The sequence below is a fragment of the Haloarcula sebkhae genome, from assembly GCF_014647415.1.
GTDB lineage: Archaea > Halobacteriota > Halobacteria > Halobacteriales > Haloarculaceae > Haloarcula > Haloarcula sebkhae.
The window spans coordinates 315,923-332,899 of record NZ_BMPD01000003.1 but is presented as its reverse complement, the minus strand read 5'-3'; the positions used below and the strand labels follow the sequence as shown (position 1 = coordinate 332,899).

Genomic DNA, 16,977 nt, shown 5'->3' with positions numbered 1-16,977 from the left:
CGCCATACCCATCACCCGACGCGCTCATTTAAAATCACCCCCACTCGGCGAATTCCAATTCACCGAGTTGGCTCGCGCGGCAGTGCCGTGCGTCACCCAACTCGTTCGTTCAGAATGAGCCTCGTCTTCGTGCCCACAACCTCCTCCAGCTCACGCGCCTTCGTGATGAGTCCGTTGACCGCGTCGGTGTCGGCGGCGTCAACGACGACGACGATATCCTCCTCGCCGGAGACTTGCCACACGAAATCGACCTCCTGCCAATCGGCGATACGGTCCGAAACCTCGGCCGTATCGACGTTGACATCGACGCTGACCTCGATCATCGCTTTCACGTTGCCAGTCCGCGTCGCGACAGTGAAGCGTTCGATAACGCCGTCCTCGACCAGTCGTTCGACGCGGTTTCGCACGGTCCCTTCCGACGTGCCGACCCGGTCCGCGATTTCCGTATACGGGGTTCGGGCGTCCCGGCGGAGTATCGAGAGTATCTCTCTGTCGAGGTCGTCCATCGAGATGTGACAGTATCACCGGTCGTAACTTGAGGATTACGAAATTCGAAACTCGTCTTCGAAAGCAACCCTTATGCCCCACTATAGTATACGCATCTCGTAATGGCTGACGCATACGTGGCAATCGAAGGCGACCGCGTCATCGAGGCGCGCGCTCGTGCTCCGGGGACGGCCCGCGGCGAACTGGTCTTTACAACGGCGTACACCGGGTACGAGGAGAGTCTCACTGACCCATCCTACGAGGAACAGGTCCTGACGTTCTCCTATCCGCTCATCGGGAACTACGGCGTCCGAGAGGAGCGCTTCGAGTCGGACCGCGTCCACCCGCGTGCGGCAGTGGCTCGCGAGATGACCGACGACGTGGCCGAGTGGCTCGAATCAGAGGGTATCCCGGCCGTCGACCACCTCGATACGCGCGACATCGTCACCGAGATCCGCGACGAGGGCGCGATGAAATGCGGGATCGCCGCCGGGCCGGACGTGACCGAGCAGGACGCGCTCGACGAACTCCACGAGTGTAAGCACATGTCCGACCACACCGACATCGGCGCGCAGGTCTCCGTCGACGACGTGGAGGTCCACAACGAAGGCGGCGACGGTGCGACGGTCGCGCTGGTCGACTGCGGTGCGAAGGGCTCCATCACCGAGTCGCTCGTCGAACGCGACGCCGAGGTCCACGTGTTCCCCTACGACACCAGCGAGGACGACGTGGCCGCGGTCGACCCGGATCTGCTGTTCATCTCGAACGGTCCCGGCGACCCAGAGAACTTCGAACAGGCCGGCGAACTCGTCGAAACCTACGTCGGCGACGTGCCGCTCGCAGGCATCTGTCTCGGCCAGCAGGTCGTCGCCAATGCGCTCGGCGGCGAAACTGAGAAGATGGAGTTCGGCCACCGTGGCGTGAACCAGCCGGTCCGTGACCTGCGCTCCAATCAAGTCGTGATGACGACACAGAACCACGGCTACACCGTCGCCGACCCCGGCGACAAGCTCGACGTGACCCAGGTCAACGTCAACGATGACACGCCGGAAGGGCTGGAAAACGACGACCTGAACATCATCACGCGCCAGTACCACCCCGAGGCCAACCCCGGCCCGCACGATTCGCTCGGCTTCTTTGATGATGTGCTAGGGATGGCGGGGGAGTAGCGAGGGGCGCGACTGACGGGAGCGGCCCTCGAAATTGCGAGCGGGGAGGAACGACCCGCGAGCAGTAGCGCGGTTCGAAGCGAGCGAAGCGGGTGAGAACCGCGGAAGGTGAACGGCGAAGCCGTGAGCAGGGAGAGCCCGAGCGTAGCGAGGGGTCTCCGGATATCCGAACGGTGAGTGGTAACGAACCGTGAGGAGAGCGAGGGGCGCGCTTACGGGGAGTGGCCCTCGAATTGCGAGCGGAGCGGGACCTTCGGTCCCGCAGGCAGTCGGGCGGTATCGCCGCCCGACAACGGGGAACGGAGTGACTCGCGAGCAATAATGCGGTTTGCACACGCATGAACCACGTCTGTCAGTCGCTGTCGTCGTCGATTGGTTGTCCGCGGTAGTATGTGGTCTGGTCGCTGTCTCCGGTTTCGGTCGTGCTGTCCTGCGGTGCGACGGGACGGCCGCGATACATCACCCGGTTGGCGGTGTCGTCGCCGTCGATCGCGTCCGGACTGTCCTGCTGGTGGTTCTCGATGAACTCTGCGGCCTCGTTGAGGGTTGTCTTGTCGGTCTTGCGATGCACCCAGCAGTGGTACATTTTCCGCGGGGTGCGGAGCGCGAGGCGGTGCGCACGGAACCCGGACTTGGTGGTAACGTCGGCAACTGCCTCGTGTGGGATTTCGATGACCTCGTCGTCCTCGTCTTTCCCGATGAGGCAGAGCGTCCGGCGGCCGGTGACCAGAATGACCGTCCGTCGGTCCCCGACCGGTGAGTCGGTCTTGCGTTTCGTCCCGCGCCCGATGCCGCGCTTCCCGTTGGTCAGAAGATACGCCGGGGCTTCCGCGCCGTCGAGGTACGTCAGCGGTGGGTTGTTCAGCGGTGGTGACTCGGAGAAGCGGCTCTTGTATCCAGCGAGGACACCTACCGTTACCGAATCACCGGGCGCCATCTCCGCAACTGTCTCCGCCCGCTTGGTGACGTCCTCTATCATCGGCTTCCCGGAGCGGCGACAGCGATTGCAACGCGATCCATACAGCTAGTGTCACAGCCCTGGGAATGAGTGTTACGAACGTGCCATTATTGACCCAGGATAGGACAGATGGTTACCAATAGCTGAACAGGTACTACCTATGGCCACCATATCTGCTCAGCAGTTCAGATATGTAATACTTGATGGACTGGTGTATGGAGAACAGCCGTTACGGCACAGACGCCCTATAATTCCTGTCTGACGCCCCTGAACTCGAATCGTGCGCCGCCGTCGTCGCTCTCAGTCACGGACACCGACCAGTCATGTGCCGCCGCTATCTCCTTGACGATAGCGAGACCAAAGCCGGTGCCACCATCGGTAGTGGTGTAGCCGCTCTCAAATACGGTTTCGTGTTGTTCAGCCGGGATGCCGCCGCCATCATCGGCGACATAAAAACCCGAATCGTTGATATTGCCGATCTCGACAGTGACAGCCGGGCCGCCGTGTGTCACAGCGTTGTTGATGAGGTTTTCGAGGAGTTGGCGAACGCGGCTCTCGTCGGCGTAGATCGTGCTCTCGGCAGTGACTTCGAGGGTGGCATCAGACGTCTCGACGGCGTGCCAGCAGGACTGCACAGTCGATTCGAGGTCGAGCGGTTCCGTTTCGGATACCGTGTCCCCCTCACGTGCGAGAGTCAGCAGATCCTCGATGAGTTCCTTCATGCGGTCGATTGCACGGTAACAACGGTCGAACTGCTCGTCATTTCCGGTGTCTCTGGCGAGGGCGAGTGAGCCTTCGAGGACGCTAAGCGGGTTCCGGAGGTCGTGGCTAACGATGCTCGCGAACTCTGCGAGCCGGTCGTTCTGCCGCTCCAGTTCTTCTCGGTACTCGATGCGGTCGGAGATATCCCGAGAAATAGCAACGAGTCTATCGATCTCTCCGTCAGCGAAGATCGGTGTCACCTGCGTCTCCCAGACACCAGTCGGGTGGAGGTCCCGCTCCTCGAACGTGATGGTTTCACCGGCCGAGACACACCGGTCGTAGTGGTCGGCGATTCGACGACCGCTGTCCGGGCCAGCAGCTTCGACTGGGGTCTGACCGGTCAGTGACTCAGTGTCGAACCCGCTCTGTCGTTCGTATGCCTCGTTCGTCCGGACGTAGCGGAACGTCGGATCGTCTGCCGACCCCTCGATGTCGACGAGCGCGATGGCGTCGTTCGTGTTCTCGAACACCGCCTCGTACTCGTCGGTGAGGCGGGCCAACTCCCGCTCGCGCCGTTTCTGTTCGGTGATGTCGGTCGCAACGACGCAGAGGGCATACGGCTCGCCATCCTCGTCGAGTATCGGCGTCTTCCGCGTCAGATGTGTCCGCTCCGTCCCATCGACGGGAATCACCGTCTCGACTTCGACGGTCTCTTTCTGTTCGAGGGCTCGCTGATCGTCGGCGTGGGTCTGCTCCGCGATGTGGTCCGGGAGAATATCGTAATCACTTGTCCCGACGACGGACTCGTCAGCGTCGATCCCGTAGAGGTCACGGGCCGCGCTGTTGATGAAGAGAAAGCGGCTGTCAGTATCTTTCATCAGGATGTACGTCGGCGCTGTGTCGAGAATGACCTGCAGTTTGCGGCTCGTGTCTTCGAGGGCCTGTTTCCGTTCTTTGTGGTCGGTCACGTCCTGATGGATCCCCACCGCACGGACCGGGTCGCCGTGCTCGTCGCGTTCGAACACCTTGCCGATGTCGCGAATCCAGCGGTAGTCGCCGGCGGCCGTCTTGAGCCGGTGGTCACATTCGTAGATCTCCGTCTCGCCATCGAAATGGGCGTCCAGTGCCTCGTAGGTCCGATCGCGGTCTTCGGGGTGGATCAGTTCGTCCCAGGTGTCGACCGACGGGTCGAGTTCGTCGAGCGAGTAGCCGAGCATATCGGCCCAGCGCTCGTCGAAGGTGACTTCGTCCGTCTTGACGTTCCAGTCCCAGACGCCGAGTTCGGCACCCTCGAGCGCGAGTTCGTGGCGTTCCGTGAGCGTTCTGAGCTCCTGCTGTCGATCAAGTCTGGAAAGCGCCTCCTCAGTGTTGGCAGCGAGGGTCCGCATCAGTGAGATCGATGCGTCCTCGAACGCATCGGTATCGGTCGACGCGGCGATTAGCACGCCGTGATCGCCCAGTGGGATCAGAATCTCGCTGCTGATGTCGGTATCGGGGTTGTAGCGGCCAGGATTCGTTGAGACATCGTCGAAGACGCGCTGTTCGCCGGATTCGAACACCTCCCAGACGAGGCTGTCACCCTCGCTAAACGTGGGGTGGTCGTCGATGATCTCCCGTGCCTGATCGGTCACTGCAGTCGGTCTGAGACTGTCGGCCGACTCGTCGGCGAGAAAGACAGCGCTGAGCGGCAATCCGAGCAGGTCGCGTGCGGTTTCGACGACCAGTTCGGCGACAGCCTCGCGTGACTCAGCGTGCATCAACTTCCGGGTGGTGTCGTGTAGCGCCTCGATACGCTGCTGTCGCTGCCGTCGCTCCGTTATCTCCTGAAACTGCGAGAAGATCGCGACGGTCTCCCCGTCTTCTCGGATGATGCGGTTGTGCCACTCACAGACGATTTGCTCGCCATCGCCGGTTTCGATGTCGAGTACTGTGTAGTAGCCCCCACTGCCTTCCTTCAGGGCCGTGATCGTCTCTTCGACCGCATCCAGCGCCGAGTCCGGGACGAGGGTCTCGAACTCCTCGCCGACGAGGTCCGCGTCCCCGCGCCGCAGAATCTCCTCGCCTTTCTCGTTGACCTGAACCACCTCGAAGCTCTCGTCCCACTCGATGACGCCGAGCGGTGACTTATCGATAAACAGCGAGAGCCGCTTCCGGCTCGCATCCAGTGCCCGCTGTGACCGGTACTGCTCGACCGCGTTGGCGATGCGGTTGGCCAGAATCGTGTACTGGTCAGTACCTTGCTGCTTCTGGAGGTAGTCCGTCACACCGGCCGAAATCGCCTCACTGGCCACTTCCTCAGAGCCTTTCCCAGTAAAGAGAATGAACGGGAGGTCTTCATCGACAGCCCGGACGGACTGCAGAAACTCGATGCCGTCTTGCTTGGGCATATCGAAATCGGAGACGACACAGTCGATCGGTTCCTTACTGAGCCGAGTCAGTCCCTCGTCCGCCGACGTTGCCGAGACCACGTCGAACCGGTCGTCAGTACGACTGAGAAACGCTGCCGTCATCGACGCAAACTCGGGGTCGTCTTCGACGTGTAGGACACGCACGACATCGGCCATGAAGTGTATGTGAACGTGTCCAACGAATAAGTATTTGTGCCTATCTGTTCGAGTGACAGGAATCAGTGCCGCCGCGGTGCCTGACCGAATCCCGAGAACGACCGATCGCGTTACTCAGCGCCCCACTCGCGCTGGGTCTTTGGCCGTTCGTCGATGGCCTGGACGGCGAGCGGCTGGTCAGCGGAGTTGATCGCTTCCAGCGCCGCCTCGGCGCTCTCGTGGGTCGAGAAGTACGTCACGGTCTCCTCGACACAGGCTTCCAGCACGTCGCGGTCGCGGGAGAGGACAAGGTCGACCTCACCGCTCTGGATAGCGTCGATGATGGCGTCGGTGTCGTCGTAGTCATCGAAGTCTCGTACGTCGAAGTGCTCCTCAAAGCCGAGGATCGGCAGATCGACGATGGCCGTCCCTTCAAGCGGGATTGCCTTTCCGACGGCCATCTGGGCCTTCTGGTAGGCCTTGCCGAAGGAGCCGGCGGTCCCCATGACCTCGCCGGTAGATTTCATCTCGGGGCCGAGACGCGGGTCCGAACCAGGCAGGCGGTCGAACGGCAGGACGACCTCCTTGACAGAGACTTGCTCGGGAATCTGCTCCTGCACGTCGAGTTCCGAGAGCGTCGCGCCGGACATCACCTTGGCGGCGATCTTCGCGATCGGGACGCCGGCCGTCTTTGAGATGAAGGGGACAGTACGGGACGAGCGCGGATTCGCTTCGAGGACGAACACCTCGCCGTCACGAACAGCGAGCTGGACGTTTAGCAGACCGACGGTGTCAAGCGCGTCGGCGATGTCCTCGACGACCTCGCGGATACGTGGCATCACGTCCTTGATCTCCTGAGAGCGCGGCGGAATCATACAGGCGGAGTCGCCCGAGTGGATGCCCGCCGTCTCGACGTGTTCCATCACGCCGCCGATGAGGACGTCGTCCTCGTCGGCCACAGCGTCGACGTCTAGTTCGACGGCGTCGGCGAGGAACTCGTCGACCAGAATCGGCTTATCCGGGCTGACGCGGACGGCTTCCTCGATGTACGTTTCGAGGTCCTCGTCGTTGTACACCACGTCCATCGCGCGGCCGCCGAGCACGTAGCTCGGACGCACGAGAACGGGGTAGCCGATGTCGTGGGCCAGGTCGAGGGCCTCCTCCTTGGAGGTCGCGGAGCCGCCTTCGGCCTGTGAGATGCCGAGTTCGTCCATCAGCTTGTTGAACCGGTCGCGGTCCTCGGCGAGGTCCATCGCGTCGACGGAGGTCCCCATGATCTCACAGTCGAGGTCGCGGCGTTCGAGTTCCTGTTCGAGCGGGTGGCCGATGTCGACGGAGGTCTGACCGCCGAACTGGACCATCACGCCGTCGGCGTCGGTTGCTTCGATCACGTCGGCGACTTCCTCGGCGGTGACCGGTTCGAAGAACAGCCCGTCGGAGGTGTCGTAGTCAGTCGACACCGTCTCGGGGTTGTTGTTGACGACGTGGGCGTCGATACCCAGTTCCTCCAGCGCGCGGACTGCGTGGACTGAACAGTAATCGAACTCCACCCCCTGCCCGATACGGATGGGGCCGCCGCCGACGACGACGACGCTTTCGAGGTCCGGGTCGATCTGGAGTTCGTCGCGGTCGATGCCCGACAGCGGGTCCCGCGTCGAGTAGTAGTACGGCGTCGTCGCCTCGAACTCGCCGGCACAGGTGTCGACGAGCTTGAAGTCGCGGTCGGTCGTGTCGGTCTCGATGTCCTCGATCTGCACACCGCTACCGTCGGTCGCTGCCTCGACTTCCGGCTCGCCGCCGCCGTCTCCATCGAGGTCAGCCGGGAGCCAGGAGACGTGCGTATCGTTGAACTCGCCGCCGGCCAGCGCCGTTATCTCCTGATCGGTGAAGCCGGCCTGTGCGGCAGTCTCGTAGTCGCCCTCGCGGGCAGCGTCGGCGGCGTCGGCGACCTCTTTGAACCGCTCGACGTACCACGCCTTGATATCGGTGATTTCGACGACTTCCTCGACGGTGTAGCCGCGGCAGAACGCCTCGAACATCGCGTACGGACGGTCGGGCGTCGGCTTTTCGAGGTACTCCGTTTCGAGTTCCGCGTCGTCGATCTCGTTGAAGTCAGTGGCCGGGTTGTACTCTGAGGAACGAAGCGCTTTCAGCAGGCTCTCGGGGAAGGTCCGGCCGATGGACATCGCCTCGCCGGTGGATTTCATCGCGGTCGAGAGCTCGAACTCCGTGTCGCGAAACTTGTCGATGGGCCAGCGCGGCACTTTCGTCACGACGTAGTCGATGGCCGGCTCGAAGGCAGCAGTCGTCTCGCCCGTGATTTCGTTGTCGATTTCGTGGAGGCGCTTGCCGAGCGCGACCTTCGCGGTGACCCGAGCAATCGGGTAGCCGGTCGCCTTAGAGGCCAGCGCCGAGGAACGGGAGACGCGCGGGTTCACCTCGACGACGCGGTACTCGCCGCCGGGCGTGCCGTCGTCGTGCCAGGCGAACTGGATGTTACAACCGCCCTGAATGCCGAGATCACGGATGACCTTCAGCGCTGAGTCGCGCATCTCCTGATGGCCCTCGTCGGGGATGACCTGTGACGGCGTGACGACGGTCGACTCCCCGGTGTGGATGCCCATCGGGTCGATGTTCTCCATGTTGCAGATGATGATACAGGAGTCGTCGGCGTCGCGCATCACCTCGTATTCGAGTTCGACCCAGCCGGAGATGGACTCGGTGATGAGGACCTCGTTGTTGCGCGAGAGGCGCAGGCCCTTGCGGACGCGTTCGATGAGTTCGTCCATCTCGTCGACGACGCCGGAGCCGGAGCCACCCAGCGTGTACGTCGTGCGTGCGATGACGGGGAGCCCGCCGACCTCGTCGACGGCCGCTTCGACGCGGTCCACGAGCGACGCCTCGTCTAAGTCGGTGACCGACTCGCCCTCGTCGAGCGTGATAGTCGTCGAGCGCGGCACCGGTTCGCCGATGTCCTCCATCCGCTGTTTGAACAGGTCGCGGTCCTCAGTCGCGTAGATGGTGTCCAGTGGTGTCCCCATCACGTCCACGTCGTACTCGTCGAGGACGCCCTCCTCGGCGAGTTCGGCCGTGACGTTCAGTCCGGTCTGGCCGCCCAAGCCGGCGATAACGCCGTCGGGGTTTTCCTTCCGGATGATCTCAGAGATGGCTTCGGTGTTAATCGGTTCGAGATACACCTTGTCCGCCATCTCCGGGTCAGTCATAATCGTCGCCGGGTTCGAGTTCACGAGCACGACGCGGGCACCCTCTTCCTGAAGGGCACGACACGCCTGTGCGCCGGAGTAATCGAACTCGGCCGCCTGTCCGATTTTGATCGGGCCACTGCCGATGAGCAGGATTGTACGGTCCTCGTCCGCTGTCATTGTACGAGCGGAGTCTACACATCGTAATAAGCCCGGCGAAACAATGCGAAGCTCGAAGCCTAATTTCGAATATCGTAACGACTGAGTGTCACACGGTTGGCTATCTCATAGAGGCGGCGTAAGGAAGAATTCCGGCGGCATCGGTGCTGAGAGCGGTCAGTTGTCGCTATCGGGAACGCGGTAGCGGTAGGGCTGACCCTGAATGACTTCGACCTCGCCGGACTGGGCACGACGACCGAGGACTGTCGCAACACGGTGGGCGCTCCCGAACGCCTCGTCGTGTTCTTCGAGCAGGTCACAGATCTCGCGGGCCGTCAGTGTGCCGTCGGCGTCGGCTTCTTCGAGCACTGTCAGGATGCGCTCGAACTCTCCCTCACGCATAGCCATACACAGTTACAACACCGCTACCATCATATAACACCGTCAGACAACAGTCAGACGGCATATTTCGGGGAATCAGCCGACGGCGGCGTGTCGCTGGCTGTCGGACAGTTCGGGGTCGCTGTCTGTCGCGTTCCCCCAGCGCTGTTGGACCCACGCCGGTCGGGAAACGGTTGTGTCACCGATTGCGGAGTACCGTATTTCGTAGCTGACCGGAGCTTTTCTGGAGCGGTCCCAGTACGAGACGGTGAGCGACTGGACGAGGCCGTCCGGTCGGACAGTCGCCTGCACGCTGTAATTGTTGGCCGGTTTGAACGCCGACGGCGGCTCCGTCGCCGTGAGCGTCACGCGACAGGCGTCACAGTCGTCCCTCGGGTGCTCGACGCTGACGTTCGTCGCGAGGTAGGCTTCGATGAGTCGAGCGGGGTCGGGGTCGAGTACCCCGCGACCGGGGTTGGCCGCCTCGTTGCGGTCCAGGCCCCCTCAGCTCGCTCGTCGTAGACATAGCGTCGGTTCCCGTTGGTATACACCCGTTTGGTGTAGTTCTGGTCGACAATTTCGGTCCGAAACTGGTAGTGATATCTGTCTTCGACGACGAGCGAGACGATCTGCGTGCCCCATTCCAGCGACAGCCGCATACCAAGCACGTACGGGCGGTTCCGCGTCGCACGCTGGTGGGCCGCTGCGAGTCGTCTAGCATCGACAGTGTCCCCGGTCACAGCGGGGGCGGCCCGGCCGTCCTGTGACTGTTCGGGGACCGGAACTGGCGTCACCGTCTGTCGCTCCGCTCCACCGAAGGCTCCACAGCCCGCAAAAAGTAAGAGCGCAAGCAGGACCGCGACGCGACCCGCCATGCGTGAGTATGCGAGCCCGCGCCACTAAGTACTCAGGACGCAGTGGGCCTCAGATCGCGGTGTCAGATCTGCCGTCGAAGTCCCGCTCGTCGCGGTACTGCTCGACGAACGCGTCGACATCGAACTGAAGCATCTGCTCCTCGAACTCCGCCATCACGTCGTCGTCCTCGGCGTGGCTGATCGCATGTTCCATCAGTTCCACGAGCAGTTCGACGACAACTTCGTGAAGGCGGCGGGAGTCGAAGTCGCTCACCCATGCAAGTGAGAAGCCGACTGAGCCGTCCTCGCTGGTGTCGGCGGCGACGACCTTCTCCGGGAACTCCTCCATCACGACGCCCATCAAGTGAACAGTGGTGAACTCATCGTAGTCGTCGTTAGTCTCGATAGTCGCGTGGAGTACCTCAGTGAGAAACTCCGGCACGAATCGTGCCAGCGGGTGCGGATCAAGCACGACGGCGTGCGTGTTGCCGCAATCACACGCGAACTCCCGCATACCCAGATGGAGATCATGCGTGTCGACGAGTTCGCCACAGGCCAGTTCGAGTTCGGACTCGCGCCCGCCGGGCACGCGCGGTTCAGCCATTACCCGTGATTGGTCGCTCGCGTGGTTAAAGGCCGCGATACGAACTACAGCGGTTTAGAGCCCGCCGATGGACTCCGTCTCGTGGTCAGACTCAGTCGCCTGAAGGTATGCGACAGTCGTCACAGCAATCGAGAACACGCCGACGACGCCAGAGAGGATCGTCGAGACCGTCGTCAAAACCATTGGCGGCAACGAGACCGGGAGGAAGCTGAAGGCACCTCCGAGAACGAGTTCGATCACCGCGAGCACGATAGCGATAACAAACGTGGCGAGGAGGTTGTCGGTGACGAGACTGATGCTGTTGCTGATGGACTCGATAACCCCGCTGTCGTTCAGTGCGATCTCCTGCCGGACGAAGAAGAACAGAAGGGCCAGGACCAGTCCAGGAATGATGATGAAAACGAGTCCAACGACTACTGCGATGCCAGTGAGAATACCAGCGGCGATCCCGATCGCAACGGTCTTGCCCAGCCGTCGACCGACATTGTCGGGAATCGGGTCATTGGCATCACTGGCAAAGGCACGGATCGTGACGATGTTCAGCGCCTCGCTGATGATAAACAGCGCGAGCGCACTGACGGCGGCCACAGCAACCGGTATATCGAGGGCTAACGCCGTATTACTGCTCATCGCCGCCTGATTGGCCTGTGCACTGGGTGGCAGCGTTTCCAAGAAAATGTCAAGCAGACCTTGGGACAGCGATGCCCAGATGACACCGTTGGCCAATCCGAGTGCAATGAATGCGCCAGCAAACACCGCACCGCGTTCACTGAGAAACTCGTCGATACCGTCTTCGAAGGCACGGCCGATTTGGAGGGCCATACACAACACGCCTGACTGGGGAAATATAAAACTGAATGAATATTTGAAGGCGTTGAAGACGGTGATCAGTGGGCAATCAGGCCCAGTTCTCAGAAGTCGTCCTCGTCCTGCTCCGCCCGTACCTGAATGTAGGCGTCCGTAATCACGGCAAGGCTGAACGTCTGCACTGGCGCGTTCAACACCATCGACGCGACCTGCAGAACCGACTGGGACGGCAGGTCAAACGAGCCGGGAAGGAACACCGAGATGACGGACGCCGTCGAGGGAATGCCCGGAATGATACCGAGAAGCGCCAAGATGAACAGCAGGACGATTATCTGTGCCGGAGCGTCCATGAAGCGTGCGACACAGTGTTTGATTGTCTGGACGTAGCCGCCGTCGAACAGGGCAATCGCCTGCAGCAGGTACACGAGTGCAAGGCCGACGACCAGAGAGGCGAGAACGCTACCGAGCGACGCAGCGAGACTTAGCAACGCCTGTCCGTTGAGTTGGAAAAACGTCGAACTCATCGAGATTGCGAACGTCACGATCGCGATGCCGCCACCGAGGACAACCGCCATCACGGCACGCTCCGACGCGTTGTCGCTCCTGATTTCGCTCTGGTCTGCGAACAGCCGGATACCCCAGAACTTGACGAGCTGTCCGAGCACGAGGAACACCAGCAGCAACACCACAGCGACTGGAGCCGCCAGATCAAGGCTGAACGGCCCAACGAAGTCCGCCATCGAGAATCCCGGGCTGCCCGCCCCAGCAGGGCCACCTGCGCCACTGGGGTTGCCCTGTGCCATCAACTCGTCGAACAACACTTCCATTACCGACGAACTTGCGACGGTGTTTCCGAGGTTGTACAGGAGAAAAACACCCATGACCAGAAGGCCGTTTTCGCCGGTTATGTCGTCGATACCGCGCCGTAACGCGTCGCCGATATGGAGGGCCATATCTTCAGTCGCTCTCCGGGAAAATATAAAACTAGTCGAAGCGTAGATTCCCGCCGCCGACAACGGGTTGCGTGGCTTACGGCCAGTCGTCGCGCTGCTCGTCCTCGTCGGTTGTCGCGTCCGGTGTCTCCGGTTCACCGAGGTCCCAGTCGGCCGCCTCCGAAGCCTGCGTGACGGGGAGGTACTCCCAGCCCGCCGTCTCGGCCAGATCGGCGTCCTCGTCGTCAGCGCCGACGAAGACGTGCCGGTCAGTGTCGAACTGCTCTTTGACGTTTTCGAGGCTCTCCTCGCGGCCGCGCGGCCCAGAGAAGAAGTCCTGTCTGATCCGGTGTTTCCGGGTGAAGTTGGTCACGACGTAGGTGGGCTGTTCGGAGATGACGCCGACGTACTCGGACCACTGGCGCGCGTCGTTGAACACGCTGTCCGGGTAGGCCAGTTGCTTGAGGGCGTCGAGGTCGAACGCGAGTGTCATATCGCCGCTGCCGCCATCCATACGCGCCTCTCCGCTTTAGGGCGAAAAAAGGGCGTCGTTCTCCCGCTGACAGTCACCGCTGGCGATACTGGTCTTGCTCGGCGAGCCGGCGAAGCCGCCGCCGTCATCGCCTGTTCGTCTGCCTCACTCTCACCCGACTGGCCACTATGACGGGAGAATCGGGCAAGGACGCAGGAAAGGGCGTTACGCATACGCGTCGCTGCGTCCGCAGCGCGTAAAATATCGGTGTCGGCTGGCCTTATTCGGCCGGCGCGGGCGTCTGTGCCTTCACTTCTTCGAGGTCCACTTCCTTCTCCAGTAGCAGTTCCTTCTTGTCTGCGACCTGGCGCTCCTGGCGGATGAGCTTCTTGAACGTCGACTGCTGTGAGAGGTCGCCGATCAGCACGCCGCCGATGAGCTGTCCGTCCTCGAAGGCGAGACGCCGCCACTCGCTGTCGGAGTACTTCCGTTCGGCCTCGTCGTCGCCACGGGTCGGGTGACCGAAGGAGAGGAACGGGAAGTCGAAGTGCGTGATGGAGTACGAGGAGACCCAGCGGAACTCCTTTTCCTCGGCGTCCGCGACCATATTCGTCCCGGCGACCGAGCCCTGCTCCTTGGCCGAGCCCCACGCGCCGTTCTGTGCCTGGGAGTCGAGGATGGTGTCGTAAAACTGGGTGAGGTCGCCCGCTGCGTAGATGTCCTCGACGTTGGTCTGCATGTACTCGTCGACGACGACGCCGTCGTCGAGTTCGAGTCCGGTCCCGTTGAGGAACTCCGTGTTGAAGTCAAGGCCGATGGCGACACCCGCCCACTCGCCGTCGTAGTGGTTGCCGTCGGGGTCGACTGCACCGGTGACTTTACCCTCGTCGTCGACCTCGAAGTGGTCGACGCCGGACTCGAAGACGGGTTCGACGCCGTTCTCTTCGAGGGCCTCGTGGATGATCTCCGCCCCATCCTCCGAGAGCGCGTAGCGCCACCAGCGGTTGCCACGCATCAGGTACTTCGCGTCGATTTCCTGTGCGGCACAGACCGCCGCGAGGTCGATGCCGAGCAGTCCCGCCCCGACGATGATGCCCTGATCGGCCTCGTCGGCGTGCTCGCGGATGCCACGCGCGTCCTGGAACGTCCAGAAGTGGTGGACGCCGTCGGCGTCGCTGTTCTCGACCGGGAGCTGTGCCGGGGTCCCACCCGTGGCCACCAGCAGCTTGTCGTACTCGTAGGTGTCCCCCTCGTGGGTCTGGATCTCGTGAGCGTCGGGGTCGATGTCCGTCACGTGGGTGTTCAGCTGGAGGTCGATGTCGCGCTCGTCGTACCACTCCGGCTCGTGGATCGAGATCGGCGCTTCCGGCAGCTTCCCCTTGGCGAACTCCTTGATGAGGATCCGGTTGTACAGTGCCTCCCCCTCGTCGGTCAGGACTGTGACCGACGCGTCCGGATCCGCTTCCCGGATTGTCTCGGCTGCGGACGCACCCGCGATGCCGTCACCGATGATTACGTGCGACGTGCTCATGTACGGCCGATACGAAATCGGGCTTAATGTGGATTGCTATCTGCGTATCGTTTCCGATAGCGAGGTGAACACAGCTGAGGACACCGATAGTCGGGGATTTGAAGGCGCTGGGGCCCATACCCGGGAGTAGAATGAAAATCTACCAGAACCCGCGCCACTGGGCGAGCAAGAAGGCGCTGACCACACCCGGAATCCGGTCGGTGGCCAACTACGGGCTGGTGAAACTCCACACCAAGATCTTCCTCGGGAAGGCTGACGAGGCTCACCGGGAGGAGCGGCGCGACCATCTCGATGATTTCTTCGACGCCACGATGGACACCTACGTGGCCGCGCTTCAGGCAGACTACTCGGAGGCCGAGGCACGGGAGATCACCCATATTCAGGCAAACTTCGACTTCTACAACCACGGCTGGACGGAGATGATGGAGTTCCCGGCCGACGAACTCGAAGCCCACTACGAGCGGTACGCGGATTTCTTCGACGCGTACGACATCACCATCGACGACCCGCTCGGGACGTTCCGCTCGGCCGGCGGCATTGCCGACGCGCCGTCGACGCCGGAGCGGCTGGACGAGCCGGAACATCCTCACGCTGTCGGTGGCTTCGCCGGCGACGTCTACGTCGAAACCGAGGACGGCGAGATGATCGTCGGCGGCGGCCGCGAGGAACCGGACGACGTGAGCCCGACTGACGCGCCGGTCGTCGACGAGGACGACGTGGAAAGCGCGGCTGGCGACTGACTCGGGCGGTACACATCGAATTGGACTTTCCGAGAGAAAACGGGTTTGAGGGCAGAAAAGCGCTCAGCGTTGGGCTTCCGAAAGCGGCGAATCGTCGGTTTTCGTCGCCGCCGACGGGTCGCGTGCGATTCGGTCGGCGCACTCGAAGCCCGCGACGATGCCACCGTTGAGCGACCGCTCCGGGTACTGGGCGCGCGAAGCCATCCCGGCGTAGTAGAGGCCGTCCGCAACATCGTCACCCAGGTCGTACGGGATGACCATGTCGAGATACCCGCGTTCGTAGACCGGCGCAGTCCGTGGATTGCGCCCCGTCCGAATCCAGTTGACGGCGTCGCGGTCGAACTCGGGAAAGAGGGATTCGATGCCATCCAACCACGTCTCGGCGACCTCGTCGTCGTTCTGCTGCCAGATGGCCTCGGATTCGTCCTGAATATAGCGAGCGACGTACAGCAGATGCTCGCCACCGTACCGCTCCGCTGAGACGAAGTTCGTGTGCTCGATGAGCGCGCCGAAGGGGGCGTCGTCGGCGATGTTCAGCCAGTACGTATCCAGCAGGGGTTCGTCCATGCTAATGACCGAACACACCGTCCCCTGGAAGTCTATGTCGCAGGTATAGCCGGTCAGGGCTTCCAGCACGTTCGGCATCGTCGCGACGACGACGCTGTCAACGTCGTGAACCGTCGTCTCAGTTCCGTCGGTGGCCGTCAGCGACGAGACGGTTCCGCCGCTCGTATCGATCCCAGACACGCGCGTTCCCGTGGCGATGTTGTCGCGGCCGACGGCGTCGACCAGCGCGTCGAGTAACCGGCCGAATCCGCCGTCGAAGTAGCCCAGGATCTCGCCGTTCAGGATGTCCCGCTCGCCGCGGAACTTGACACGGCCGAGCAGCCACGCCGCGCTCACGTCGTCTTTCCGGTCGCCGAACTTCGCATCCAGCAGCGGCTCGAAGAAGTTCTCGTAGACGCCCCGCGTGGTGTGCTCGACGACGAACTCCTCGATGGGCACGTCCTCGAAGTCCTCCAGTCGCTCGTAGGTGTCGAAGGAAGGGATGCCGCCGCGAACGTCGATATCGAGGACGAGCATGCCCAGCCGGAACGTGTCGTACAGCGAGAGGTGCGGATACGAGAGGATTTCCCAGGGCTTGTCCATGGGGTGGACGACGCCGTCGACGTAGTAGGCGTTCTCCCCGATGTGCCACTCGACCGCGTCACCGAGGCCCAGTTCCTCGGCGAGTTCCACGATTGTCTCCTCGGATTTCGAGAGGTGGTGATAGAACTTTTCGATGGGGTCCCCGGCCGTCTCGTAGGTCGCTGCCAGACCGCCCAAGTCCTCGCTCGCCTCGAAGACACGTACCTCGTGACCACGTTGCTGGAGCCGGTACGCTGCCGAGAGGCCGGCGATACCGCCACCGACGACGCCAATCATACCCCGACCTA

Annotated in this window: 15 protein-coding genes; 2 read left to right on the top strand and 13 right to left on the bottom strand. The window is 62.3% G+C overall.

Features of this window, described 5'->3' with window-relative positions:
• Positions 1-92: 92 nt before the first annotated feature.
• Positions 93-506, bottom strand: a complete 414-nt coding sequence (locus IEY38_RS11445; protein ID WP_188977899.1) for an Lrp/AsnC family transcriptional regulator — start codon at positions 504-506, stop codon at positions 93-95.
• Between the two features lie 102 nt (positions 507-608).
• Here IEY38_RS11445 and carA point away from each other — a divergent pair, with 102 nt between their 5' ends.
• The gene (gene carA, locus IEY38_RS11440) at positions 609-1,655 is read left to right on the top strand and encodes a glutamine-hydrolyzing carbamoyl-phosphate synthase small subunit (protein WP_188977897.1); all 1,047 of its coding nucleotides are present in this window, start codon (positions 609-611) and stop codon (positions 1,653-1,655) included.
• 352 nt (positions 1,656-2,007) lie between these two features.
• Here carA and IEY38_RS11435 read toward each other — a convergent pair whose 3' ends face one another.
• From IEY38_RS11435 to IEY38_RS11385, 11 genes are all read right to left on the bottom strand, one after another.
• On the bottom strand, positions 2,008-2,634 hold the full coding sequence (locus IEY38_RS11435; protein ID WP_188977895.1) for a hypothetical protein: 627 nt from the start codon (positions 2,632-2,634) through the stop codon (positions 2,008-2,010).
• Between the two features lie 224 nt (positions 2,635-2,858).
• Positions 2,859-5,879, bottom strand: a complete 3,021-nt coding sequence (locus IEY38_RS11430) for a PAS domain S-box protein (protein WP_188977893.1) — start codon at positions 5,877-5,879, stop codon at positions 2,859-2,861.
• Between the two features lie 110 nt (positions 5,880-5,989).
• Complete coding sequence (carB, locus tag IEY38_RS11425) at positions 5,990-9,241, bottom strand: carbamoyl-phosphate synthase large subunit (protein ID WP_188977891.1); 3,252 nt, start codon at positions 9,239-9,241, stop codon at positions 5,990-5,992.
• 156 nt (positions 9,242-9,397) lie between these two features.
• Positions 9,398-9,628: a hypothetical protein gene (locus tag IEY38_RS11420; protein WP_188977889.1), complete on the bottom strand. Its 231-nt coding sequence runs from the start codon at positions 9,626-9,628 to the stop codon at positions 9,398-9,400.
• Between the two features lie 69 nt (positions 9,629-9,697).
• Complete coding sequence (locus tag IEY38_RS21250) at positions 9,698-9,970, bottom strand: hypothetical protein (protein WP_229775280.1); 273 nt, start codon at positions 9,968-9,970, stop codon at positions 9,698-9,700.
• Entirely contained in the window at positions 9,967-10,476 is a 510-nt protein-coding gene (locus tag IEY38_RS11415) for a hypothetical protein (protein WP_229775279.1), read from the bottom strand. The genes IEY38_RS21250 and IEY38_RS11415 overlap by 4 nt, the downstream gene beginning before the upstream one ends.
• Before the next feature lie 49 nt (positions 10,477-10,525).
• The gene (locus tag IEY38_RS21245) at positions 10,526-11,059 is read right to left on the bottom strand and encodes a DUF5815 family protein (protein WP_229775278.1); all 534 of its coding nucleotides are present in this window, start codon (positions 11,057-11,059) and stop codon (positions 10,526-10,528) included.
• Positions 11,060-11,113: 54 nt separating this feature from the next.
• Complete coding sequence (locus IEY38_RS11400) at positions 11,114-11,881, bottom strand: DUF7847 domain-containing protein (protein ID WP_188977883.1); 768 nt, start codon at positions 11,879-11,881, stop codon at positions 11,114-11,116.
• Positions 11,882-11,970: 89 nt separating this feature from the next.
• Positions 11,971-12,819 (bottom strand): hypothetical protein, encoded by an 849-nt coding sequence (locus IEY38_RS11395; RefSeq protein WP_170098438.1) that lies wholly within the window; start codon positions 12,817-12,819, stop codon positions 11,971-11,973.
• Positions 12,820-12,895: 76 nt separating this feature from the next.
• Positions 12,896-13,312 carry a DUF7124 domain-containing protein gene (locus IEY38_RS11390; RefSeq protein ID WP_188977881.1) on the bottom strand — a complete coding sequence of 139 codons (417 nt, stop codon included), beginning with the start codon at positions 13,310-13,312 and terminating at the stop codon, positions 12,896-12,898.
• Between the two features lie 238 nt (positions 13,313-13,550).
• Positions 13,551-14,801 (bottom strand): NAD(P)/FAD-dependent oxidoreductase, encoded by a 1,251-nt coding sequence (locus IEY38_RS11385; protein ID WP_188977879.1) that lies wholly within the window; start codon positions 14,799-14,801, stop codon positions 13,551-13,553.
• A 131-nt stretch (positions 14,802-14,932) separates the two neighbouring features.
• On the opposite strand from IEY38_RS11385, the gene IEY38_RS11380 reads away from it, so the two are divergent.
• Positions 14,933-15,541, top strand: coding sequence for a DUF6149 family protein (locus IEY38_RS11380; protein ID WP_188977877.1), 609 nt, complete (start codon positions 14,933-14,935; stop codon positions 15,539-15,541).
• A gap of 63 nt (positions 15,542-15,604) precedes the next feature.
• Here IEY38_RS11380 and IEY38_RS11375 read toward each other — a convergent pair whose 3' ends face one another.
• Entirely contained in the window at positions 15,605-16,966 is a 1,362-nt protein-coding gene (locus IEY38_RS11375; protein WP_188977875.1) for an NAD(P)/FAD-dependent oxidoreductase, read from the bottom strand.
• Between the last annotated feature and the right edge of the window lie 11 nt (positions 16,967-16,977).